Origin of the sequence: Paenibacillus ehimensis NBRC 15659 (assembly GCF_004000785.1) — a bacterium.
GTDB lineage: Bacteria > Bacillota > Bacilli > Paenibacillales > NBRC-103111 > Paenibacillus_G > Paenibacillus_G ehimensis.
Genome location: NZ_BILX01000004.1, coordinates 18464 through 40412 on the forward strand (window position 1 = coordinate 18464; position 21949 = coordinate 40412).

The window sequence follows — 21949 nt, forward strand, 5'->3', positions numbered from 1 at the left end:
TATCAATCCTCCTTTATTGGAATTATACACCAATCTACGGAGGTAGGGATAGATTAGTTTCGAAGTCCCGTTCTCTGCGGGACTAATTTTATTTTGTGAAGGAGGATTTTTTTTCGATGGCTCGATACGGAACAGGAAACCCGGGATATGTTGGCGCGAGTAGCGGACCGTCCATGTCACGCCCTCGTGGAAACCGCTTTGCGCTTCTTGGCGACTCAATCACGGCGCAGCATGGTGATGCGATCAGACGCAATGCAAAGGGATACTTCCATTGGGCTGCGGCGTACCTGAACCAACAAATTCGATACGCCGTACATTTTGCGACCGGAGGGTATACGACCGAACAGATCAACACGGTACATCTTCCGGCGCTGCTGGCCGTCAAAGATAAATGGGACTATTGTGCGGTGTTGGCCGGTACGAACGATGTCGGCAACGCCGTCCCGGTTCCGACGATTATCCGCAACCTTTCGAAGACTTACAAAACGATCATAGCGGCCGGACGGGTGCCGGTTGCGTGTACGTTGCCACCTCGGAACGGAGCCAGCGCATTCCAGCAAGGGAACATCATGAACACGAACACAGGCATAAAAATGCTTGCTGCAAAGCTCGGTATTCCGCTTGTTGATTTCCATGCGGCGCTGGTGAACCCCACGACGGCGGACTATACTGCCGGGTACAACGCGGACCAAATTCACCCAAATTCGTTAGGGGCGCGAGTCATGGGGAAAATGTTTGCGGATACCATGACAGGCATCGGCGCTACGGCTCCGTGGAGGGCTCCTCTTTCTGTAGCCGCGAACGATCCAGCAAACTTCCTGTCGAATCCTTTATTCACGCTGGATTCAAATTCAGACGGCGTGCCGGATCGTTGGACGGTTCATGCAGCTTCTGGCGCTACATTTTCCCTGGAAGACCCGGCAGGAGGCGAGCCGGTCGCCGGAAAATGGTTCAAATGCACCCGGGCGACGGACTCGGGCGCGACGACAACCTATCGTGTGGCTACGTTGGCAGGCGTCCAGCCGGGCGACAGGGTTGCGGCTTCCTTCAAGTTCAAGGCCACATTGGAAGGTTCTCCAGCCGGGAAGTTTGGGCTGATGATTTTCAAAGATAAGGATGTCAACACGCCGCTGCTCGGCCTCCTCCATGATTGGGACCGCGATACGCAGCTTTGTACCATATACGGCGAATTCTTGACCCCTGTTGGTGTAACCGGCTTGCAAGTGGACTGCAACTTTTCAGGCGCGGGAACCGTTTGGCTCGGCCAAATGACGTTCCGCAACCTGACGGCTGCTGGATTGAACGATTTATGATGCTCCGAGAAATCGGGGCTATTTGCATTTTCCCAAGCGTTTGGGAATTTGGCGGATAGGGAGGAGTGCGGTATATGGACAAACCAATGTTTTTCAAGACAGGCTTCGGTGTCGCCGGGGCCTTCATCTCTTGGGTCGTCGGCGGGCTTGGACTCGCCTTCACGATTCTTTTGGGCCTTATGCTTGTTGACTACATCACCGGACTTATGGCCGGCTACGTCCGGAAGGAGCTCAGCAGCCGGATAGGCATCACGGGGCTTATCCGGAAGACGTACATCATTATCCTTGTTGGCTGCGTGTATTTGGTGGAAATATCAGTTTTGAAGTCAGACGGAGTGATCGGGGACGGCGTCGTTATTGCGTATAGCGTTATTGAGTTTCTAAGCATAGTGGAAAACGGCGGAAAGCTCGGCGTACCGCTTGGACCGCTGAAAAATGTCATTGCCGCGATCAAAGGAAGAACAGAAGGAAAATGAAAAGGAGAGTGTATAGTCTATGGATTTTCAACCGTATATTTCTGACATAGCCCAAGCCTTTGTCGGGCTTCTTTCTGCTGTAGCAATCACAGCGTTCTTTTGGTTGAAGAAGCATTTCATAAATTGGATTGATTCCAAAACAACCGGCCAGCAGCGGGAGACGCTTCACAAGGTAGCAGAGGAAGCATTTGCCTTCGTGGAAACCACTATGACGGGGCAGAAGGGGGCGGAAAAGCTGAACGTAGCCATTCAATACGCAAGCACGCACTTGGGCGAAATGGGTATCAAAATGGACCCGGCTGCAATCCGCGCCGCGATTGAAAAGGCTGTGCTGTTACACAAGGCGGCGACGGGGCAGGGGGCAAAGACGGAGGCTCCAACAGATCAGCAACAGTCTGCGCCGCTGCCGGATCATGTACAACAATTGCTGGCGGCTGTGAGCGCCTTTGCAATGGCGGAAGGGCAGGGGAATAGTGTGCCGCCGACAGAGGCAGCGACCCCGCAGGCGACGAATCCAGCATCGGAAACTATGATGATACCATAGGGGGTAACAGGCACATGAAAGAGACGAGAGAAATCATCTGGAAGGGAAATGAGCATACAAACTCAAACGATCGGGGCGGCATCGTCCCGGTTGCTATCGTGAACCACATATCCGCCGGTACGATGAGCAGCATGGATAACTGGTTTCGCTCACCCGGAAACCAAGTTAGCTCCGCACATTTTGGAGTGGCGAAGGACGGGCGCATTCACCAGTATGTGAAGATTGAGCGAATGGCATGGGCAAACGGCCTCAAGACAGACCGAATTCCCTTTGCCACGGCACCGATTGTGAAAGACATTGGCATCAACCCGAACCTGTATACGGTATCGATTGAGCATGAAGGCACGGACGGCGAGCTGACGGAGGAGCAGTTCCAAGCTTCCGTTTGGCTGCATCGGTACATTCGCCAGTACGTCCGGGAGACGTGGGGGAAAGAGATTCCTTTCGATGAATATCACGTGATCGGCCATTTTCAGATTGACCCGGTACGGAAACCGAATTGCCCCGGTCCAAAGTTCCCATGGAGCCGGTTATACAAAGCATTGAAAAATGAGGAGGATGAAGACGATATGGCAATCAAAGCGGAGGATTGGTTTTGGAAACAAGCATACAACATTCTTGGTAAAGCATATAACGAAGGGAAAATCGACTGGCAATGGTGCCAGAAGGTTCTGGACAGAACGTTGACGGCCGGAGAGTATACTCATCTGTTGGCTGTGATCAATGCGCGGGCACAAGGCATTGATGTGGATGCAGATAACCCAGCTTCCGTTGCTCCCGACCGGAGGTGATTACTTATGGATCGCCCGTCCCCGTTGGCTTAGGCTGGCGGGGCTATTTTTTGCTAATTTGGAGAAAATAATGGAAATAGTACAAGCAATGTATTATGATTAATCCATATAAATAATATGGGTGGTATGTTGCATGTGGTTAGTTCGAATTCTGATTGTTTTCTTTAGTGCCTCCATAATAGTTACTCCTCCTCCAAAATCAAAAGAGGATTATTATAGAGCACTTGCGGTTTTCACACTTGCCATGACTTATGATTTTTATAAGGAGTACGTAGAGGCAAAAGAAAAAGGCAAGAGAAGATATTCATTGATTATCGGCGCGTGTATTTTTTATAGCATATTTTTTGTATTTATTGGTGTTGGTGGATTATTTGGTGCAGTTTCATTGAGTGACAATTTTGGTGAAGTTATTATCTTTCCTGATTTTTTAAATTGGACGATATCCAGATTTAATATTTCATGCCTTTTATTTATCTACCCAGCTCTAATAGCGATTCAGAATATGTTACCAGTAGATGGTAAAGAGCAAAAGGAGGTATCAACTTAATGAAGATGTTCTTATTGTGTTTATTAGTTACATTTTCATCAATGATACTAGTTGCAAATATCGGACTACTCATTAGACTTATTTATGAGGGCATCTATTCCAAATATTTGATTGCCAAAGTTATAATTATTTTTAACCGATTAATATTCATGTTACCAATATTACCTTTTATTTTTCTATATTTTTTCATGTCCAATAAGTTAAATAACTTGGATGATGAGAAAGAAGTTAAAATTACAATTTTAACTAGACTTATTTTGATTTTTAAAATCCCATCTTTATGCCTAAAAGTTGTTGAAACTTTCCCAGCAAAATACGAAGAGTTGATAAGGGATATGAAGCAAATCGATTATATTGCAAAAAAAATCCTGAACGAGCTTATGGCCGACTATAGACTTGTTGCAAAGGAAACCTATAGATCAGTGCGTATTAGAAATGCATAGTAACCTTCAGGACGCTCCCGGTTTATGCCCGGACGAATGAACACTTTCCCACTGGCTGCGGCTGGTGGGATTTTTTGCATTTCGAAACTTTTTCGCAAATGGAAGCGTACAACAAAATATGCTAGGATAATATTCCCACAAAAGGAGGCTTGCTTCATGAAAAGAAAAATTGTGTCTTGAATTGCGAACGCCCGTTCGTATATAATGGGAACATAATGGAAAACGTCCGATTGAGCCGACATAAAAAAACAACCAGACCAAAGCGGACAGGTTGATTTTTTTCATGATTTTGTTGTCTATATGGCAACAATTACCCCGCGGGAGGGAGCGGAAATTCCCCACTCTACCGCTTGTCCGTTTCGATCCATTCGTACATATCTTCCGCATGGCACCCGAGAATTCTTGCAGCCATGACCGCATGTTCGTATGTCATGTCTCGATCTTTGGATATCCATCGGGATACGGTCGAACGTTCGACTTTCATGCGCCGCGCGAATTCAGCAGGCGACATTTGATTTCCCAGCAATTCGGACAAGCGGCACCTCCCCCGAATTAGGGGCATCGGTGCAATTCCTTTCACAATATTTTTCAATCAACGGGGCGGGTGAGTATCATCGACAGAATAGAGTTAGAAAAGTATCTTGATATGTTGCAAGAAAAAGGGATCGATGTGTCAGCAGCAAAGCAATATCTTGAGCTTATTTCTTCTCGCCAAGCAGCTCCGCAGCCGCCAAAAGAATCTTCATCAAATGTTGTTTCTGCTCCTCGGTCAGTTGATGACCGTTATATGAAAGGTTATGTTTGACCAAATCCTCTATATGAATGTCATGATAAGGCTCCGAATCCGTAATTGGATCGGGGTCTTTTGCGTTTTGCGCAGCAGAATCTCCTTTCACCTTGCCCCCTTCAATGGGGTGCAAAAGCTCCTCTTGATCCCAATATCCCGCCAGAACCATCATTTCAACGAGGGAAACTTCAAGCGCATGAGCTAATTTTTTCACCGTTTCAGGCTTTGGCGTATCCCTCAAACCGTTCTCCAGCCGCGACAATTGAGCGATGCTTATTCCGGATGCCTCGGCAAGTTGAACTAAGGTGTAGCCTCGATCCTCTCTTTTTCTCTTCAAAAAAGAACCAAAATTCTCGTTCACAAGTAAAGCTCCTCTCACTCAAAACTTTATTTTTTCGCTTCTCTTGCACCGACTGAACATTTAGTACCGATGCCGAGAAACTGAAATTTACTTTTATTAACTGTCCCAAGTAATAAATATACACCAAATTTACCGCGAGGTAAAGGAATTTTAAGATAAACATTTACCAGTTGGGAAATTTGAACTAATACACGAAAAGACGCCTAAATACAAGGTTTTTTGCTGGTTTACCTTTGGGGAAATTCGGGTTATTATTTTCCCACAAGGTAAATTTACCTCAAGGGAAAATGAAAGGAGGTGTCAGCTAATGGAGTGCAGCACCCCGACGAATTTCGGTTCTTACCTCAAGGATAAGCGAATTGAAAAAGGATTAAACATTGTCCAGCTTTCTGAAACATCGGGTATGAGTGCCGCCCAAATTTCTCGAATCGAGAACGGTAAGAGGGGGGTTCCGAAACCGGAAAATATAAAAAGCCTTGCCTTGGCACTAGAAGTTCCATATGAGGAGCTTATGCGACAAGCTGGCTACTTGTAGTAGCTCATCCCGGTTAATCTAATACCAAATATGAGGAGGTATGCCATGGAGACCGGAAAATCCCTGAATATGGACATGTTTAAGATTATTGAATTGAAAAGCCGCATTAGATTTTTATTGGAAAAACGTGAACTGATGAAGCGGCTATTCCCCGAGATTCAAAAACCAATCGACGACCGTTGTTTGGAGCGTATCAAGCAATTCAAAGCCGATTATGACGCTGTCATCATTGAACGAAAGAGCCTTGAAGCAGAGCTTGCAGCCCTCGAATATATCCGCGAGGAGGTTCCAAATGAATAAACTTGTGTTCATTGAAAACAACTGTCCAGTTACGGATAGCCTGACGGTAGCGGAAGTGTTTGGGAAGCAGCACGACGATGTTCTTCGCGATGTAAGAAAGCAAATTGAAAAACTTCATGCGGCTGGCGAAATGGAATTTTCACTCCGCAACTTTGCGGAGTCAACTTATACAAATGACCGCGGTAGAGCTTACCCCAAAATAAACCTAACCGAAGACGCATTTGCAATCGTCGCTATGTCGTATGTGACGCCGGAAGCAATGAGAATGAAAGTCCGTTTTCTGGAAGAATTCAAGCGGATGCGTGAAGCTTTGCAAGCTCCTACTGTACCGCAAACCCTGCCGGAAGCTCTACGAATGGCAGCGGACTTGGCGGAGAAAAACGAATCGCTGCGGCTCCAAAGCGCACAGAAGGACCAGATCATCAGCGAACTTCAACCGAAGGCCACGTACTATGATTTGATCCTGCAAAACAAATCGGTGCTGGCAATCAGCAAGATAGCCAAAGACTACGGAATGTCGGCCAAGTCTATGAATGCACTCCTTCATGATCTTGGTGTGCAGTTTAAACAAGGCGATTGCTGGCTGCTGTATCAACGGTTTGCTGACAAGGGATATACGCAAAGCCGGACGCAGGTTATTGACGACGAACGCAGCAGAATGCATACCTATTGGACACAGAAGGGTCGGCTGTTCATCTACGAACTTTTGAAGTCCCGTCGCGGTATTCTGCCGGTGATCGAACGCGAGGAGGTCGTTGGCCAAAATGGACGAACAGCGCATTCGTGAGGTTGTACGGGAAGAGATTTCTACATTGCAAAATGAGAAAGAAGCCACGGATTTGGCGGCTTCTAGGGAATCATTTGAAAGAGAATTGGAAATTGACCGCCTTCGGCATCGGTGGCTAATCAAGAATGGTCTGTGGTTTGGTCGGAAAAGAGACGTTTGATTAATTCAACAGTAAACCGCTCCGAGTGTTTTTTTAGCTGGAGGCTGACAATTCGCAATTTATCTTCGATAGTCGGGTTTGGCATCGGATCATCTTTATTCACAAACCCCATTTCAACTAAAAACGGATCATGCTCATACAATGCACATCGAAGTTCTTCACGATACTGCTCATCTAAGTCAACGGAAAGATGAGCGGCAATTTGATCAATATCCTTTAAAGACATCTTTATCTCTCCTTATTTGTAAGATTTGGTCAGTCTGGACAACTACCAGTTTAGCAGATTAAGGAAAAAAGAGAATTGGGAACCTTTGTTCGATCACGGAGGTACTTATCATGCTTCATATCAGGATGATCGATCTATACGAGATGGCCGTTGACCCGGACGTTGATCTTGACACCCGCTATATATGCTTGAAACTCATGCGGGAAAAGCAGCGGTTAGAGCCACGCAACTATCTCAAGCTTTGGCGAAATGCTGCTTATCTCCGAAAATACAGATCACGCAGAGTTGAATGTCGAAGATGGGACTACGTTAAGAATGGAGGCGGTCAACAGTGACCCAACAAAAGCGGCTCATGAACTGCGCTACGCTGCGGGAATTGGCGCACATGGCAAGCCCGAGAGTAGCGCGAATTGCCAACAAACTATACCACGCTCAATTTGAACGGTATCTCCAGAACAGACAGGAGGCTTGATAGGATGAATGCACTTGTCCACCCTGTACACCGTCGTATGGCCGAATTGACTCTTGAGGCGCAGCGGGGAGGCGGGTTTCTAACTCTCTCTGGCCGGGAGCAGCAAGAACTATTGCATTGCCTGACCGTGAATTTGGATTTCATCGCCCGGCTTGATTCTTTGAAAGCCCTCGCCTTTCACGCTCACCAGATGGGCGACATGGATTGGCAGCAGGATATTTGCGCGAAAATCGACGAGCTTGAAGCAAAATGCAAATGAAAGGTTGATGAACAATGAAACCCGTGAAGCCAAGATACGAATCGGTAGTTCTGGATTCGGCCCACATGATAGTTGCCATTCCAAGCACACAAACGCTCAAGATTTTTGAAGACGACGGCGTCGAAGACGGGGTATACCTCCCAGCTCATAGCATCACGATCAACGGTCGCGCAAAAATCGAAGAGCTGCGGGACTTTCTGAACGAACACTTTCCGAAAGGGGTATCAGCAAATGGTCTTTGAAAACGAATCCGGCCCGGACTTCAACGGCTTTATGCCCGCAGCATCGCCGCAGCCTTCCGTTTCTATCGAGGCGTCCAAGACACGGCAATCCGAGGAAGTCAAGGCTGCTATCTTCATGGCTAAGCAGTTCCCGCGCGACGAAAAGGCGGCATTCAGCAGGATCATGACGGCATGTCAGCGCAAAACGCTTGCTGTGGAAGCTGAATACGAATTCCCACGCGGTGGATCAAAGATAAACGGCCCGTCTATCCGGCTGGCCGAAGTGCTCGCGCAATGCTGGGGCAATATCGACTACGGCGTAAATGAGCTGGAGCAGCGCCCCGGATCGTCGCTTGTCGAAGCGTATGCGTGGGATATCGAGACAAATACGCGCCGTTCTATGCGGTTTACCGTCCGTCATGAGCGCACGGCTGGAAAAACGATTAAGAAGCTTGAAGACTCGCGGGACGTGTACGAGATGGTAGCAAACCTGGGGGCCAGAAGAGTGCGGGCCTGCATCCTCGGTGTAATCCCCGGCGACATTGTTGACGCTGCGCTGGAGCGATGCCGGAAGACGCTCAAGGAGGGGTACGACAAACCGCTCTCGGATCGGATCAGAGAGGCATTGCACCAGTTCAAGGAAAAGTATGGTGTCACAACGGACATGATCGAAAAATATCTCGGCTGCGCTGCGGAATCCTTCACAGAAAACGACTTTCTGCGACTGAGCGGTGTTTGGAGGGCGCTGCGGGACGGCATGGCGAAGCGCGAGGACTACTTCACCATGAAAACCTCCGCTGATTTCGAATCCGAGGCAGCCGCCCAATTTGCCGAGCAGCAGAAGGCCGGAGCCAAGAAGAAGGGAGACGGCGACGGCAATGCAGCTGACAAATGAGAATTATCATTCCCTTGAGGCTGACCGGTACTATATGAGCAATTCCCAGTACAAAGGATTCCTCGAATGCGAGGCCGAGTCCATGGCCTACCTGCGGGGGGAGTGGCAGCGGGAACATTCGGTCGCTATGCTTGTTGGCTCGTACGTTCACGCCTACTTTGAAGGGCCGGAAGCTTTCGAACTGTTCAAGGCCTCACACCCGGAGATCATATCCAGCCGGGGCGCGACGAAAGGCGAGCTTAAAGCCGAATTCCGGTATGCAAACACCATGATCGAGACTATCGAAAACGATCCGCTCTGCATGTTCGTGTTGCAAGGCCGGAAGGAAGTCATCATGACGGCCGAATTCGCGGGTGCCCCGTGGAAGATCAAAATGGACTGCTACAACGTCGAGAACAACCGTTTTGCGGACATCAAGACCACGGACCGCATCCATAAGGAAATATGGCACCCCGGACTTGGTTACGTCAGCTTTGTCGAGGCAATGGGATACCTAACGCAGATGGCGCTATATGCGGAGATCGAGCGCCTGCATGCTGGCCGTGACGGATGGATTGAACCTATCATCGTCGCCGTGTCGAAGGAAGAGCGCCCGGACAAAGCGGTGATCGGCTTCAAGGCGTACGACATCGAGCGGGAGCTGGACGGCATCCGAAGCAACATGCAGCGGATTATAGAGGTTAAGTCCGGCATGGTGGAGCCGACGCGCTGCGAGCGCTGCGACTACTGCCGGGCCACAAAACAGCTAAATCAAATTGTCCACTATACGGACTTAATCGGGAGGTAGCATATGAGCGATATGGCGATAATTCCCTTTGAGACTTACGAAAAATTGAAACATGAGAATGAGCAACTAAAGGCTACTCTTGCCGAGTGCTTCAACAATGATGATGATTTATACGCAGAGATTAAACGATCCCAAGCGCGAATTGAAGTGTTAAAGGGAAAAATTGCAACCAAGATGTTTGAAACATGTGATAACGATAACACAAGTTTATCACGACTACTTAGTGAGTTGAGGTATGAAAAAAAATCGCTATGGAAGTTAATCAAAAGGAAAGAAATGAGAAATTTTAAGGAAATGAGAGGCGAACGTGACAATTTGAGAGGCGGAATCCTTGAAATCGTCAAGGAATGGAACAAAGACGGCGACCGGGATGTACGAAATTTTGACCACCGTTTGGAGCTTGCCGGGAAGATTGGCGAATATATTGGCTCATTGACAACCGAATAAGCGCGGGTGGTGTGGAGTGTCCAGTGAGTTCACACAGGTACCGAACAGCATATTGGAGGTTGCACCGCGCTTTAAATTTTCGGCTGCGCAGTTCTCTATTCTCCTCGTAATATGGCGGTACACGTACGGATTCCATCGGGACGACCACGATTTCGCCATATCGTTTCTAGCGCAAGCAACGGGGATGGACGGACGAAACGTGCGGCGCGAACTAAACGGCTTGCTGGATGCAAGGGTGCTCCTAGTTACACAACAGCAAACGAATAAGCAGGCCCGGAGGATTGGAATTAATCAAAATTACAATGATTGGGTGATCGAAATGCGCGACTCTGGCAAAGGTCTGGAGAGGGCGAATTTGACCTCTCAAATCGAATTTGGAGAGGGTTATTTTGACCTCTCTGGAGGGGGTGAATCTGACCTCTCTGGAGAGGGTGGATTTGACCCCCAAGAAATAAAGTATTTAAAGAAAGATTTAAATAAAAATATATATGTCGAGATTATCGATTATCTCAACATGAAAACCGGCAAGAGATTTTCTCCCAAGGTAAAGAGTAATCGTGATCTAATCAACGGCAGGTTGGCAGAGGGTAGGACCCTTGATGATTTTTTATACGTGATCGACGTGAAGTGCTCCCAGTGGTTGGGGAACGGTGATATGGAGCAATATTTGCGGCCAAGTACATTATTTCGGCCTTCTAATTTTGAAAACTATTTAAATGAACGAATGCCGAGCGACAAAAAGGCAACCGTTGCAAACTCTCGAGATAAGGACGTCGCTTTCCAACAATGGATTGAGGAGGGGAACGACCCGAATGAATTCGATTGGAGTTGACGAGGCGGAACGGTACGTGCTCGGGTCGGTGCTGCTGCGGGCCGATGTTCTGGACGAAGTTGCTTTTCTAGAGCCAAGGGATTTTGTATCGTCCCGGAATCGGATGATTTTTCAGGTCATGCGCTGGCTGTACGATCAGGACCGGCCCGTGGAGATTGCCTCTATTGCGGAGCATTTCCACAAGCGGGGGAAGTTGGAGGAATACGGCGGCGTGTCCTACTTGTCTGGACTCGTTGCAAACGTAGCATCGGCGGCCAACGTGGAATACTACGCAAACCTGCTTCGGTCGATGGCGTTCAGGCGGCGCGGGGCGGAGGCCGGACACAAGATTGCGACCATGTCCCATGAAGACTACGAGACGGACGAGGAATATTTCTCGGCGCTTGAGGCTGTTGTGGACTCCTTGCGACCAGGGCGGCTGGCGCTCATGCGGAGCTTTGCAGAGGCCCGCGACGAATATATCGAGCATTTGAAGTCGAAAGCAGCGAAATTCCTTTCCGGCTTTGGCAAGTTTGACCAATGGGCGTCGATGTGGCGGGGGTGGCTGTATGTACTGGCCGGGAGACCATCCGTAGGGAAAACGGCAAAGGCGCTGCAAATGGCGCTCGGCATTGCCCGGCAGAAGCGAGCAGTTGACGGAGTATTGAAAAACATGAAGGATGCCGGTTGCGTGCTCTTCTTCTCGCAGGAGATGGGCGAGAAAGAGCTGACGGACCGGCTGATATCCAACATGTCCGGCATCTCCTACAACCGGATTATCAGCAAGGGCGGCGAGGGTGGTTTCGAACCCGAGGAATGGGAACGGATCAACAAAGCGTATGACGAGCTTGCAGGCTTGCCATTGTTCATCATGGACAAAGCTGCAATCACGATAGAGGAAGTGCGGTCCATTGCAAGGCGGTTCGAGCGGAAGCACGGCAAGATAGCTGCTATCTTCGTGGACTATCTCCAGATCATGCGGATTGTGCAGCAGAAGGGCGAACAGCGGGACCAAGCAATAGGCCGGGTGACCGGCGCAGCGAAGCAGATGGCACGGCAGTTCGATTGCGTATTCGTCATGCTCTCGCAGATGAAACGGGAGAGCGAGACGGCAGGCGAACCGCTGCTGTCCCACCTCCGGGAGTCCGGGGCCATTGAGCAGGACGCGGACGTGGTTGAATTCCTTTGGCACGACCCCAACGATACGGAGTCCGGGGGCAAGGTGATCCAATCCACGATTGCGAAGGGCCGGAACATCGGCACGAACCGATTCCGCTATCTCTTCCAAGGATGGGTGCAGACGTTCAAGGACTTGGACAAAAAGGAGTCTGCTGCAAATGGGAAAACGAATCGAAAACGATGAGCAGTACAAAAAGGCGCTTGACTGGCTGATTACCACGGCTGCGGAACTGGCCGGACCGCTCGCTGACCCGCTGGCCGACAATACAACCAAGCGTGAACGGGAAAAGAAAATAGCCGTATATGAACGGACATCCGAGCATGTGCGGAGGTATCGGCGCTCCGAAATGGCTCGCATGTTCCCCGGACTGCGCAAGGTATATCGGCAATTGGGATGGGAGATAGACGACCCGGGAGGCACGAGCAATGGCGCGTAACCTCGCAAACGAGTGGAATCCGGCCCCCAAGCCGCAGCATGGGCGCTCCAAAAAGACGGCAAAGGAACGCGGACGCATTACGAAAGAGGTGTACGACGAGGCCGCAGCGCGCTCACAGGGACGTTGCGAATGGTGCGGATGGGCTGCCGGGTGCTTCGATCCAACGGGGCGCAGATGGGGCCTAGAAGCTGCTCATTTGATCCGCAGACGGAATTGCGATGAAACGACGGCACAAGACATAGCGATGCTCTGCGGCCCGTCCGTGAATAGCGGAACGTGTCATAACAAGGTTGATTACACCCGCGAAGGCAGGCAATGGGCCGCAAATTACAGGAAGCAGTTGAAAGCCGGGGAGCCTAGCTCCCCAAGGAGAGGATGAAACGAATGAGCGAGTTGCTAGCACTGGTGAAGTTCAACAGCGAAAAAGCGCTTGTTTTAAGAGATTCACTTCAACTGACCTATAGAAAATACGGTGATTTACTCATTGGCATGGATGAATCTGGAACTTTCATGAATCTGCTCTATTATGAAGCGCCAAATTCAGGGTTCAAGGCATTCGGCGGACGTGAGTTTGACATCACACTGGAAAACGGAGAAGTCATTCATTGCAATGGACAATACTGGCATGGCGGACGAAGAGAAGCAGAGAAAGTTCTGAACGAGGAAATCATCTCTGTGACCGTCAATGACGTTGAATCATTGAAAAAATGCTATGTATTCAGGGGTATGTTTGCAAAGAAAATCAAAGTTGAAAAATTGATCGAAGAATATGCCGGCGAATTGTTCACGTATCGTGATTACGAACTCAGTTTAGGCCCAAGGAGAGGATGAAACGGATGAACCTTCTAGACGCCTATGTAACAAGGGTGCTTGGATACGAAGAAAAGGATTGGGGTAACGGTCCTGTCAAGTTGGTAAAGGTGGAATACGACAGTTGGGGCCGTATATCGGAGACGGCGCTTGTTTTTACCGGGGAAACGAGAGAACAGAAGGCAGCGGAAGTTGTTGAAGGCTATCACTTTTTAGTTTAGGAAGGCAGTTGACACTATTTTGAGGAGAGGATGATACCAGATGAAGGCACTCAGCCTATTCAGCGGAATAGGCGGTATTGATCTGGCTTGCGAATGGGCAGGCATTGAAACTGTAGCCTTCTGCGAACGGGAGCCATTTTGCCAAAGAGTGCTACGTAAACACTGGCCGAATGTCCCCATATACGACGATGTATGTACACTCACGAAAGAGAGGTTAGATGCCGATGGAATCGGGACAATTGACATTGTTCTCTCAGGAGACCCTTGCCAACCTTACAGTCATTCCGGGGAGCGACAAGGCGAGGAAGATGACCGTTTCCTCTGGCCGGAAGTTGACCGCTTATTGGAAACCATCAGACCCCGCTGGGTATTGCGCGAAAATGTTACTGGAAACATCACATTGGGCCTCGATGGTGTGCTTACTGACTTGGAGCGTCACGGCTACACCTGGCAATCGTTTGTTATTCCAGCTGCAGCTGTCGGAGCCTTTCACCGAAGAGACAGGGTATTCGTTGTGGCCCACTCTGGTAGCTTCGGAATGGAAAGGTGTCGCACGAAACAGATACTGGGGAAGTCCAGCTTACAGATCGGACAAATTAGCAAGTCGTTTCAGGAAAATGAAGGACGATTTAACACATTTGAATCCAGATTATGCCGAAGCCTTCATGGGCTTCCCAACGGGGTGGACCGTGTTAAAGCCTTAGGCAACGCGGTGAATCCATACCAGGTATACCCCATCTTAGCGGCCATAAAACAGATCGATGATCTATTGAAGGATACCGGAGAAGGTCAATAAGCCTATTGAGGAGAGGATGATACCGGATGAAGCAAACCGTGAACGTCCTAACCGTTTCAGGCGGCAAGGATAGTACAGCGATGTGGATTTGTGCTGTAAAGGAACTAGGAATCGAGGTGCTTCCAGTGTTCTGCGATACTGGAAACGAGCACCATATCACATATCAATATATAAACTATCTCGAAAAAGAACTCGGGCCAGTAAAACGAATTAAGCCTGACTTTACAGAGCGAATCGCAAAAAAGGCTGAGTATGTCCGGAAACATTGGCCGAAAAAATTACAGCAAGATGTTCCGGGCTGTTGGATGCCGACGTTCGAACTAGATTCTGAAGAGGCTGAAATGCCTACTAGCGAACCACCTGATCCTAGCAAGTCGTACCGTGGTGTTTATGGTTGGGAATGGGTACCGGGAAGAAAGGGAATGACCCCAGAAGAGGCGGAAGCGGCTACCCAGCGGGCCATTGATCACCTAAAGCCAACAGGCAACCCATTCTTAGACCTTTGCATATGGAAGAGTAGGTTTCCATCAACAAAAGTTCGCTTCTGTACCCAATACCTAAAGGCATATCCGATCTTTGACGAGGTTTACGCTCCGCTTCTTGAACAAGGCTATCATGTTGTCAGTTGGCAAGGAGTCCGTGCCGCAGAAAGCCCGGCAAGGGCAAAGCTCCAGGAACGGGAAATGACGCCAGAAGGGTATGAAATATATAGGCCACTTCTTCAATGGAGTGCAAGGGATGTTTTTGCAATGCATAAGAAGCATGGGATTGAACCCAACCCGTTATACCTTCAGGGAATGGGGAGGGTGGGATGTATGCCTTGCATCAATGTTAACAAAGACGAGTTATTTGAAATATCAAGACGGTTCCCAGAAGAAATTGAACGCATAGCAGAGTGGGAAAGAATCGTTTCCGCAGCATCCAAACTTCAGAATAGTTCTTTCCTTCCGGCCCTTGCGTCTGATGACAAAAAAAATATATACGATTGGGTGGAATGGTCGAAAACAGCACATGGCGGCAAACAGTATGACTTGATCAAGGCAATAGAGTTTGACAATGTGCCTGTTTGCTCCAGCCAGTACGGATTGTGTGAATGAATTCGATAACCGGAGAAGGTCAATAAGCCTTCTCCCCATGGGAGGAATGGAACGGATGCGATGCATTGGCTTCGGTCAACATGAAGGAAATTGTGAAAATGAAGCAGGCACGGAAAGAACGGCGCATTGGTGCCAAAGATGCGATGATATGAGAATAGACCACATTTCAAAACGGTTCGATGAAATGGAAAAACGGATGAAAGATAACTTGAGGGAGGAATGGAACGGTGCGAGAAATTAAGTTTCGCGGCAAGCGAATCGATAACGATGAATGGGTTTACGGATATCTGATAGGTAATGACGTAATTGTCGGAAAAATAGTGGAATGGGATAGTGAATTTTTTTGTACAGAGTTTTGGTATAAGGTTGATCCCGAAACAGTAGGCCAATACATCGGACTACGAGACAGCAAGCGAACCAAGGAATACCCGAACGGGCAGGAAATTTATGAAGGGGATGTAACCAGACGTGGGGAAACCACTTACCAAATTGTGTGGATGGAAAATAGGGCTAAATTCGGAGCCAAAGTAATAAGAAGCGAATGTGTATTAGTCCGTAATCTCACGTTTCCTCTTGATCATTATGTCGATGAACACGATAGTTTGCTTGAAGTCATCGGCAACATCTACGAATACCCGGAACTGCTGGCAGGGAGGGCTTGATCAATGATCTTGAAAGAGGGCGACAAGGTGCGGCATGCGAAATATGAAAATTATGGCGTTGGAGAAGTGCGCGGTCTATCGAAGTCAGGCAAGAAGTTGAAAGTACACTGGCCAGATTGTTGGTTCTCCGCATATTACGAACCATCTTCACTCCAAAAGGTAGAGGAGGCCAAAAGCCAATGACCTATACAGAACAACAGAACGGATGGGAAGAAGAGCGTTATTCGCTGCAAGAAAGATTAATTAAGGCCGAAGTCAGCGCTGCCGAAGCATGGAAGGCATACGACAACCTTAAAGCTGAGATGGAGGCGCTGGGGGCTGAACTGAAGCGGAAGGAAAAATCGGAGAGACTAGGAGGATCCAAATTGAAACCAATGACATTTCAAATCGAGGATATTGACGGCTGCGAGTTCGTCAGAAGCACCAGATTGGGAAAAATGTTGATCTCTTGGCACCGTGATTTCGATGGCTATGAAACTGGGAAAGTTCATGTCGTATACCCGGATGCTTCCCACAGAGCAGTTACGGTCGAAGAGGCGCAACGCAAAATCGATATCGGCGAATGGATCATTTTCCGGTTAGCATCACAAGAAACTGAATAGGAGGGATTTAGATGGGAGTAAGTGCAATTGCTTTCAAGGCTAAAAACAAGGAAGGTCGCTATTTGTGTGACGGGATCGAGTGCGGCGATTGGGACGATGAGTGGCTGGATACCCTGGTTCTTTCGGACGCTACGCTGATTATCCGTAATGATTTATCCAAGCCGGATGAGTCGGATATTGAGGACTTTTATAAATTTGTAGCTGCGCTGCCTATGAGCAACGATGTTGATTTTATTAAGCGGAATTATGATCCGGTGGAAGTCGAATTGACTGACGAGCAGCTTGCGATTGTCCGCGAGCGAAACGATTGGTAATGGACAGATTTGATACAGAAATACAAGGAATAGGCGGTGTATATGGATGAAAGAAAAGTCATGGTTAGAAATAGCCATCGAAACACTGAAATCAATCAGAGACTACAGTACAGACAGGGAATCCGCAAGGGCTGCAAGTGAAGCTCTGAAGTTGATATTGAAGCCAGAGAGCGGAGGTAAATGAACATGGCTAAATGCGATTACAGAAAATGCGAGAAAGAAGCAACTGTAAGTGGATATGTATTTGCAAGAGACGGCGAAAGTCTTGCTCCAGTAAAAGTTGATGCGTGTGACACTCACAAAAAGAAAGACGGATTTTTTGAGGAGAGCGGAGGAAGCGAGACATCCGATCCGGTATCCCAAGAGAAAGGGTGAGGGGATGAACCGCGATACAATCAGGTCCTACCAAAAGCGACTGCTCAAGATGTCTCCGAAACAGTTTGTCGAGGAAATGAACATTCTCCATACAAGGGCCTACAAACTGGCCGAGAAGCATTTCATCGAGGCAATGGAGATCGAACTACAGCCAAAACAACGAAATGCCGTGATAGATCGGGCAAAACGCATCCGCGAAGAATGGGACGGCATACACGAGGTGAGCATCGAATGAAATGTCAGTATTGCTACTCTGGACCGGCTGAGGATGCAACCAAAACATGGGCGCTCATACCGTTGTGTGAACCCCACTATCAGGAGATACGGTCCGAAACTATGGACTACTACAAAAAGAGAATCACGTACGAAGATCGCAAAGCGTACCACAGAATTTCACACCGGATACCATGGAGCCGGGTAAACATGGAGGATGATTGGAAATGAGATACGTCGGGATTGACCCAAGCACCAAGACAGGATTCGTGGCGCTGGATGAAAGCGGGAAAGTAGTCGTCCAGAAGGAGCTAACCGGGGTAGGCAATTTTGACCCTAAGCGCATGACTACGCTGATAGATGAGGTTGTCGCTCATGTTAGGCCGGAGGATGCCATTTGCATAGAGGGATTCGGCTTCGCATCACAGCAAGCTATACAGCTCGGCGGCATTGGATGGGGGCTTCGGATGGCATTGTTCCGGCGTCAAACCTCATACATTGAAGCGGCCCCATCTACCGTGAAAAAATTCGCTACGGGCAAGGGAAACACCAAGAAGGAAAATATGATCATGCCAATTTACAAGCGCTGGGGCTTCGAGAATCGGAGTGACAATATCCGGGATGCATTCGTTTTGGCGCAAATCATGCGCGTCGTTCACGGCATCAGAACCGGCCATATTGACATGGACGATCTGCCAAAATACCAAATTGAAGCAATCAAACCAATGATCAAAGGGGCGAATTAACCATGAAACCAATCACTTTGAACATCGACTTTACCGAAATGAAGAAGAACAGCAAGCACCAAGTCATGAAATTCACCTTCAAGGGCGAAGACACAGAGGGCAAAGGCGAATTGCTCTATCGGATGAGCGGAAGCATAGTTGTCATGGCGCTGGAGGGCTGCGGCATTGGTAACTTCAATGGGGACTTTTTCGAGCACAAGAAGACACATCAAGGCTTTGTCAGCCAGTTCCGCATTCGGGGCGACGTGAACGATGCGGCAGCCGGGAAAATCTACTCCATGTCCGGCAGAACGGTACAGCTCTCGCTACAACCGGCGCAAATGAGCATCGATGAGTTTTACGAGGGCGACCACAATATCGAGGATGGAGAAGACGACGAGGATCAAATGACGATCGATGAAGCTGGCGAAGTGGAGGAGCAAGCAGGCGAGCAAGTGCCCAAGGAGCAGCAGGAGACGCCACAGGAATCCGCAGAAGGCCATGAACAACCGCAGGAGGAGGCCAAGCCAGAAGAGGCTCCCAGCACCGGAAAAGGCCGTTCCAGACGCCTGACGAAAAAGGAGAAAGAGGAGCAGGCCAAGGCGGAAGCCGAAGCAGCAGCACAAGCAGAGGCCGAGGCAAAGGAAGAACAGCCAGTTAGCGACGACGACCTACCGTTTTAAGCATAGCGCCCCGCTTCGGCGGGGCAATCCTCCAAACAGAGGTGAACCATGGGAAAGCAGCTTTCTTTTGATTTCCTACCTGAATTAGATCGGAGGCGCACACAGAAGGCCGTTGAGGAGGCGCTGGAAAAATACCGCCTGTACAAGTATTTGACTTTTGAAGAAAGAGAGGCCACCATCACGGCCAGCTATGAGCTTCGGGAAGGCGGCTCCTCTGGAAGAATCAGCGACCAAACGGCCAGTATTGCCACGCACAACGTGGATGCCCGGGAATATCGAAAGAGGTACTGCGAACGGGTCGAGCGGGCCGTCTCCAAGCTGCCGCCGATGGAACGATTCTTGATCAGAGAACGCTACCTCTCCGAAGATGCAGATTACATCACGGACTACAACGTATACGGATTTAAGTTTCAGCCACCGATCAGCGAGAGAAAGTATACCAAGATACGTTGGAAGGCCTTTTACAAGCTCGCGTTCATTCTTGATATTGCCGTGGAGAAAGGAGCGACCAACCTTGACGAATAAGGCAATCGAACAAGCTGTATCCGCATATCCTCGATATGGGGAGTGTGATACTAAGATGCATATAAACTTTATTATCGGAGACTCTAATGACAAAATACGCCGTCAGTGCTATAGTTATTTATTAGAAAAATTTAGGAGGGAGCACATTGATTGCAATATACGCGAGAGTCTCGACGGAAGAGCAAGCGAAGCATGGATACAGTCTCCAAGATCAGATCAGACAATGCAGGAAAAAGGCCGGGACGGCTGATATCCGGGAATATATAGACGATGGGTATTCGGGCGAGTTCTTGGCCCGACCCGGACTTGAACGGCTGCGCCAAGACGTAAGAGACGGCATCATAAAAAAAGTCATTGTATTTGATGCTGACCGCTGGAGCAGAAATCTTATGAACCAGCTCATTATTACCGAAGAGATTGAAAAAAAAGCAACTATCGAATTCGTGAATGGTGAGTATGCAAAAACACCCGAAGGCCGTCTATTTTACCAAATGCGAGGGGCTATTTCGGAGTACGAGAAAGCGAAAATTAACGAACGCACGAGTAGAGGAAGGAGGGAAAAAGCGCGTCAGGGCCGTGTACTCCGTGATTTTAGGATATACGGCTACTCTTTTGACCGTGAAACAGAACAGTTATTTATAAACCAAGCAGAAGCTGCAATCGTCAAGTTAATATTCGATTTATTCACCCAGCCTAATAACTTAGCAGAAGGTATTAACGGTATTGCTAAATACCTAACCGAATCAGGTGTGCCGACCAAACGCGGAGGAAAAGTATGGCATAGACAAGTAGTACGGCAGATTTTAATGAATCGCACTTATACTGGTGAGTTTTACCAAAACAAATGGGATACAGAAGGTATGCACGGAAATAAACAACGACCGCCAGAAGATAAGATACAAATGCGATTGCGTCCTAAAGAAGAATGGATACGCACCGAATGCCCTAGAATTATTAGCGATTATCAGTTTGAACACGCGCAAAAATTGATAGCAGACTCCAAACGGAGGTTTGCCAAAGCTTCTTTAAATCAATATTTACTTTCAGGATTGATGCGTTGTGGAATCTGCGGAAATACGATGACCGGACGGAAGTCAAGAAACTGGGGCAAAACTGTGTTTGAATATACTGATAAAAAAAATACATCTGGAGCCAAGAACAAAGGATGTGGAATGCGCATCCGCTGCGACATGTTGGACGAGCAAGTATGGGAAAGAGTTTCAAAGTTCCTTTCCGCTGGCGGGGCAGATGAATTTGAAGAGGAACAGCGGGAACAGAAGATGTTAGAAGAAGTAGAGTATGACCGAATAAAACAAGAAATAGATAATGTCCGCCTTGCAAGAAAGCGACTGGTTAAACTGTTCGCGTCCGAAGACATCGACGAAAGCGGCCAGAACGAGGTTCGAGAGCAGCTAAGGGAATTGTCTGATAAGGAGAATGCACTTAACGATAAGCTTGCAAACATACAGGAAATTTTAGATCGATCAAAAAAAATAGAGTTCAGTAGGGTGACGGCACAAGATGCGGTAAAGCATTATTTGGAGAAGAAAGATGCTCTAACTTTTGATGACAAAAAGGAACTTATCCGTATGGTAGTTCGAGAAGTACAAGTTTTCAAAGATCGGATCGATATCTATTCTTTTTAGCTACACTACTGTAATTAGACTTGAAATCCTGATGCATCTCCGCTCGCTGAAAAAGACGCGCAAGGACGTATCGCTGCACGACCCGATCGGGACGGACAAGGAGGGAAATGAGATTACGTTAATCGATATCCTCGGCACGGACTCCGACGAGGTGGTGGATAAGGTGCAGCTCAAGATCGAGAAGAGCAAGATTTACAAAAATCTGGATATTCTCGACGAGCGGGAAAAGGAGGTCGTGGTGGGCCGCTTCGGGCTCGAACACGGCGGGGAGGAGCGAACACAGCGGGAAATCGCCAAAGAGCTCGGCATCTCGCGCTCTTACGTGTCGCGGATCGAGAAGCGGGCGCTGATGAAGCTGTACCACGAGTTTTATAAGCAGAAGCGGTAAATCCTTAAGAGCCGCTAAGCACCCGGGACTTGAATCGGAGAATTACAGGCATACCGGTAACTGACACATACCAACATCGTTCAACTGCAGTAGAAGGGCAGACGAAGTTGCATT

Annotated in this window: 35 protein-coding genes and 1 pseudogene; 33 read left to right on the forward strand and 3 right to left on the reverse strand. The window is 48.4% G+C overall.

All coding sequences use genetic code 11. The annotated features are described in order from the left end of the window. The first annotated feature begins 116 nt into the window (after nucleotides 1–116). The 6 genes from PEH01S_RS03245 (at nucleotide 117) to PEH01S_RS03270 (ending at nucleotide 4114) form a co-directional block, all read left to right on the forward strand. A complete protein-coding gene (locus PEH01S_RS03245) occupies nucleotides 117–1313 on the forward strand; it encodes an SGNH/GDSL hydrolase family protein (RefSeq protein ID WP_127483938.1) in 1197 nt (398 codons plus the stop codon). 74 nt (nucleotides 1314–1387) lie between these two features. Next, entirely contained in the window at nucleotides 1388–1789 is a 402-nt protein-coding gene (locus tag PEH01S_RS03250) for a phage holin family protein (protein ID WP_127483939.1), read from the forward strand. 19 nt (nucleotides 1790–1808) lie between these two features. Then, nucleotides 1809–2333 (forward strand): phage holin, encoded by a 525-nt coding sequence (locus tag PEH01S_RS03255; RefSeq protein WP_127483940.1) that lies wholly within the window; start codon nucleotides 1809–1811, stop codon nucleotides 2331–2333. Nucleotides 2334–2347: 14 nt separating this feature from the next. Next, nucleotides 2348–3124: an N-acetylmuramoyl-L-alanine amidase gene (locus tag PEH01S_RS03260; RefSeq protein ID WP_127483941.1), complete on the forward strand. Its 777-nt coding sequence runs from the start codon at nucleotides 2348–2350 to the stop codon at nucleotides 3122–3124. 133 nt (nucleotides 3125–3257) lie between these two features. Further along, nucleotides 3258–3671, forward strand: a complete 414-nt coding sequence (locus tag PEH01S_RS03265) for a hypothetical protein (RefSeq protein ID WP_127483942.1) — start codon at nucleotides 3258–3260, stop codon at nucleotides 3669–3671. Beyond that, complete coding sequence (locus PEH01S_RS03270) at nucleotides 3671–4114, forward strand: hypothetical protein (protein WP_127483943.1); 444 nt, start codon at nucleotides 3671–3673, stop codon at nucleotides 4112–4114. Before PEH01S_RS03265 ends, PEH01S_RS03270 begins: the two co-directional genes overlap by 1 nt. Before the next feature lie 343 nt (nucleotides 4115–4457). Here the strand turns inward: PEH01S_RS03270 and PEH01S_RS03275 are convergent, their stop codons facing one another. Continuing rightward, nucleotides 4458–4649, reverse strand: a complete 192-nt coding sequence (locus PEH01S_RS03275; RefSeq protein ID WP_051570661.1) for a helix-turn-helix domain-containing protein — start codon at nucleotides 4647–4649, stop codon at nucleotides 4458–4460. 163 nt (nucleotides 4650–4812) lie between these two features. After that, nucleotides 4813–5262: a helix-turn-helix domain-containing protein gene (locus tag PEH01S_RS03280; RefSeq protein WP_025853212.1), complete on the reverse strand. Its 450-nt coding sequence runs from the start codon at nucleotides 5260–5262 to the stop codon at nucleotides 4813–4815. Nucleotides 5263–5569: 307 nt separating this feature from the next. Here PEH01S_RS03280 and PEH01S_RS03285 point away from each other — a divergent pair, with 307 nt between their 5' ends. Genes PEH01S_RS03285 through PEH01S_RS03295 form a run of 3 tightly spaced genes read left to right on the forward strand, consistent with a single transcriptional unit; the run spans nucleotide 5570 to nucleotide 6884 of the window. Continuing rightward, nucleotides 5570–5797: a helix-turn-helix domain-containing protein gene (locus tag PEH01S_RS03285; RefSeq protein ID WP_025853214.1), complete on the forward strand. Its 228-nt coding sequence runs from the start codon at nucleotides 5570–5572 to the stop codon at nucleotides 5795–5797. 45 nt (nucleotides 5798–5842) lie between these two features. Continuing rightward, nucleotides 5843–6097: a hypothetical protein gene (locus PEH01S_RS03290; RefSeq protein WP_025853215.1), complete on the forward strand. Its 255-nt coding sequence runs from the start codon at nucleotides 5843–5845 to the stop codon at nucleotides 6095–6097. Further along, nucleotides 6090–6884: a phage antirepressor KilAC domain-containing protein gene (locus PEH01S_RS03295; protein ID WP_127483944.1), complete on the forward strand. Its 795-nt coding sequence runs from the start codon at nucleotides 6090–6092 to the stop codon at nucleotides 6882–6884. The genes PEH01S_RS03290 and PEH01S_RS03295 overlap by 8 nt, the downstream gene beginning before the upstream one ends. Before the next feature lie 119 nt (nucleotides 6885–7003). Here PEH01S_RS03295 and PEH01S_RS03300 read toward each other — a convergent pair whose 3' ends face one another. Next, nucleotides 7004–7270 carry a hypothetical protein gene (locus PEH01S_RS03300; RefSeq protein WP_025853206.1) on the reverse strand — a complete coding sequence of 89 codons (267 nt, stop codon included), beginning with the start codon at nucleotides 7268–7270 and terminating at the stop codon, nucleotides 7004–7006. A 476-nt stretch (nucleotides 7271–7746) separates the two neighbouring features. On the opposite strand from PEH01S_RS03300, the gene PEH01S_RS03305 reads away from it, so the two are divergent. The 24 genes and pseudogenes from PEH01S_RS03305 to PEH01S_RS03420 all read left to right on the forward strand — a co-directional run. After that, on the forward strand, nucleotides 7747–8001 hold the full coding sequence (locus tag PEH01S_RS03305) for a DUF7667 family protein (protein ID WP_127483945.1): 255 nt from the start codon (nucleotides 7747–7749) through the stop codon (nucleotides 7999–8001). Nucleotides 8002–8015: 14 nt separating this feature from the next. After that, nucleotides 8016–8243: a hypothetical protein gene (locus PEH01S_RS03310; RefSeq protein ID WP_127483946.1), complete on the forward strand. Its 228-nt coding sequence runs from the start codon at nucleotides 8016–8018 to the stop codon at nucleotides 8241–8243. Continuing rightward, nucleotides 8233–9117: a hypothetical protein gene (locus PEH01S_RS03315; RefSeq protein WP_127483947.1), complete on the forward strand. Its 885-nt coding sequence runs from the start codon at nucleotides 8233–8235 to the stop codon at nucleotides 9115–9117. Before PEH01S_RS03310 ends, PEH01S_RS03315 begins: the two co-directional genes overlap by 11 nt. Then, nucleotides 9101–9904, forward strand: coding sequence for a PD-(D/E)XK nuclease-like domain-containing protein (locus tag PEH01S_RS03320; protein WP_127483948.1), 804 nt, complete (start codon nucleotides 9101–9103; stop codon nucleotides 9902–9904). The genes PEH01S_RS03315 and PEH01S_RS03320 overlap by 17 nt, the downstream gene beginning before the upstream one ends. 3 nt (nucleotides 9905–9907) lie before the next feature. After that, the gene (locus PEH01S_RS03325; RefSeq protein WP_127483949.1) at nucleotides 9908–10351 is read left to right on the forward strand and encodes a hypothetical protein; all 444 of its coding nucleotides are present in this window, start codon (nucleotides 9908–9910) and stop codon (nucleotides 10349–10351) included. A gap of 16 nt (nucleotides 10352–10367) precedes the next feature. Beyond that, a complete protein-coding gene (locus tag PEH01S_RS03330; RefSeq protein ID WP_127483950.1) occupies nucleotides 10368–11183 on the forward strand; it encodes a conserved phage C-terminal domain-containing protein in 816 nt (271 codons plus the stop codon). Beyond that, a complete protein-coding gene (locus PEH01S_RS03335) occupies nucleotides 11164–12525 on the forward strand; it encodes a replicative DNA helicase (protein ID WP_127483951.1) in 1362 nt (453 codons plus the stop codon). The genes PEH01S_RS03330 and PEH01S_RS03335 overlap by 20 nt, the downstream gene beginning before the upstream one ends. Then, nucleotides 12500–12778: a hypothetical protein gene (locus PEH01S_RS03340; protein WP_025850924.1), complete on the forward strand. Its 279-nt coding sequence runs from the start codon at nucleotides 12500–12502 to the stop codon at nucleotides 12776–12778. The genes PEH01S_RS03335 and PEH01S_RS03340 overlap by 26 nt, the downstream gene beginning before the upstream one ends. Further along, nucleotides 12768–13157, forward strand: a complete 390-nt coding sequence (locus PEH01S_RS03345) for a hypothetical protein (RefSeq protein ID WP_127483952.1) — start codon at nucleotides 12768–12770, stop codon at nucleotides 13155–13157. Before PEH01S_RS03340 ends, PEH01S_RS03345 begins: the two co-directional genes overlap by 11 nt. 5 nt (nucleotides 13158–13162) lie before the next feature. Further along, complete coding sequence (locus tag PEH01S_RS03350; RefSeq protein WP_127483953.1) at nucleotides 13163–13609, forward strand: hypothetical protein; 447 nt, start codon at nucleotides 13163–13165, stop codon at nucleotides 13607–13609. 5 nt (nucleotides 13610–13614) lie between these two features. Further along, nucleotides 13615–13809, forward strand: coding sequence for a hypothetical protein (locus tag PEH01S_RS03355; RefSeq protein WP_127483954.1), 195 nt, complete (start codon nucleotides 13615–13617; stop codon nucleotides 13807–13809). A gap of 40 nt (nucleotides 13810–13849) precedes the next feature. Then, a complete protein-coding gene (locus PEH01S_RS03360; protein WP_127483955.1) occupies nucleotides 13850–14605 on the forward strand; it encodes a DNA cytosine methyltransferase in 756 nt (251 codons plus the stop codon). Between the two features lie 26 nt (nucleotides 14606–14631). After that, nucleotides 14632–15702, forward strand: a complete 1071-nt coding sequence (locus tag PEH01S_RS03365) for a phosphoadenosine phosphosulfate reductase domain-containing protein (RefSeq protein WP_127483956.1) — start codon at nucleotides 14632–14634, stop codon at nucleotides 15700–15702. A gap of 227 nt (nucleotides 15703–15929) precedes the next feature. Beyond that, the gene (locus tag PEH01S_RS03370) at nucleotides 15930–16364 is read left to right on the forward strand and encodes a YopX family protein (RefSeq protein WP_127483957.1); all 435 of its coding nucleotides are present in this window, start codon (nucleotides 15930–15932) and stop codon (nucleotides 16362–16364) included. A gap of 3 nt (nucleotides 16365–16367) precedes the next feature. Then, a complete protein-coding gene (locus tag PEH01S_RS03375) occupies nucleotides 16368–16547 on the forward strand; it encodes a hypothetical protein (RefSeq protein WP_127483958.1) in 180 nt (59 codons plus the stop codon). Beyond that, entirely contained in the window at nucleotides 16544–16966 is a 423-nt protein-coding gene (locus PEH01S_RS03380; RefSeq protein ID WP_127483959.1) for a hypothetical protein, read from the forward strand. The genes PEH01S_RS03375 and PEH01S_RS03380 overlap by 4 nt, the downstream gene beginning before the upstream one ends. Nucleotides 16967–16977: 11 nt before the next feature. After that, nucleotides 16978–17280 carry a hypothetical protein gene (locus tag PEH01S_RS03385; protein WP_127483960.1) on the forward strand — a complete coding sequence of 101 codons (303 nt, stop codon included), beginning with the start codon at nucleotides 16978–16980 and terminating at the stop codon, nucleotides 17278–17280. A gap of 186 nt (nucleotides 17281–17466) precedes the next feature. After that, nucleotides 17467–17655, forward strand: a complete 189-nt coding sequence (locus PEH01S_RS03390; protein ID WP_127483961.1) for a hypothetical protein — start codon at nucleotides 17467–17469, stop codon at nucleotides 17653–17655. A 4-nt stretch (nucleotides 17656–17659) separates the two neighbouring features. After that, a complete protein-coding gene (locus PEH01S_RS03395) occupies nucleotides 17660–17890 on the forward strand; it encodes a hypothetical protein (protein ID WP_127483962.1) in 231 nt (76 codons plus the stop codon). Between the two features lie 205 nt (nucleotides 17891–18095). Beyond that, nucleotides 18096–18614 (forward strand): crossover junction endodeoxyribonuclease RuvC, encoded by a 519-nt coding sequence (locus PEH01S_RS03400; protein WP_127483963.1) that lies wholly within the window; start codon nucleotides 18096–18098, stop codon nucleotides 18612–18614. Between the two features lie 2 nt (nucleotides 18615–18616). Further along, complete coding sequence (locus tag PEH01S_RS03405; RefSeq protein WP_127483964.1) at nucleotides 18617–19276, forward strand: hypothetical protein; 660 nt, start codon at nucleotides 18617–18619, stop codon at nucleotides 19274–19276. Between the two features lie 48 nt (nucleotides 19277–19324). After that, nucleotides 19325–19801 (forward strand): ArpU family phage packaging/lysis transcriptional regulator, encoded by a 477-nt coding sequence (locus PEH01S_RS03410; RefSeq protein ID WP_127483965.1) that lies wholly within the window; start codon nucleotides 19325–19327, stop codon nucleotides 19799–19801. Between the two features lie 146 nt (nucleotides 19802–19947). After that, nucleotides 19948–21447: a recombinase family protein gene (locus PEH01S_RS03415; RefSeq protein WP_127483966.1), complete on the forward strand. Its 1500-nt coding sequence runs from the start codon at nucleotides 19948–19950 to the stop codon at nucleotides 21445–21447. Between the two features lie 13 nt (nucleotides 21448–21460). Next, nucleotides 21461–21835: pseudogene (locus PEH01S_RS03420) on the forward strand (sigma-70 family RNA polymerase sigma factor); the annotation flags it as partial. Nucleotides 21836–21949 lie beyond the last annotated feature (114 nt).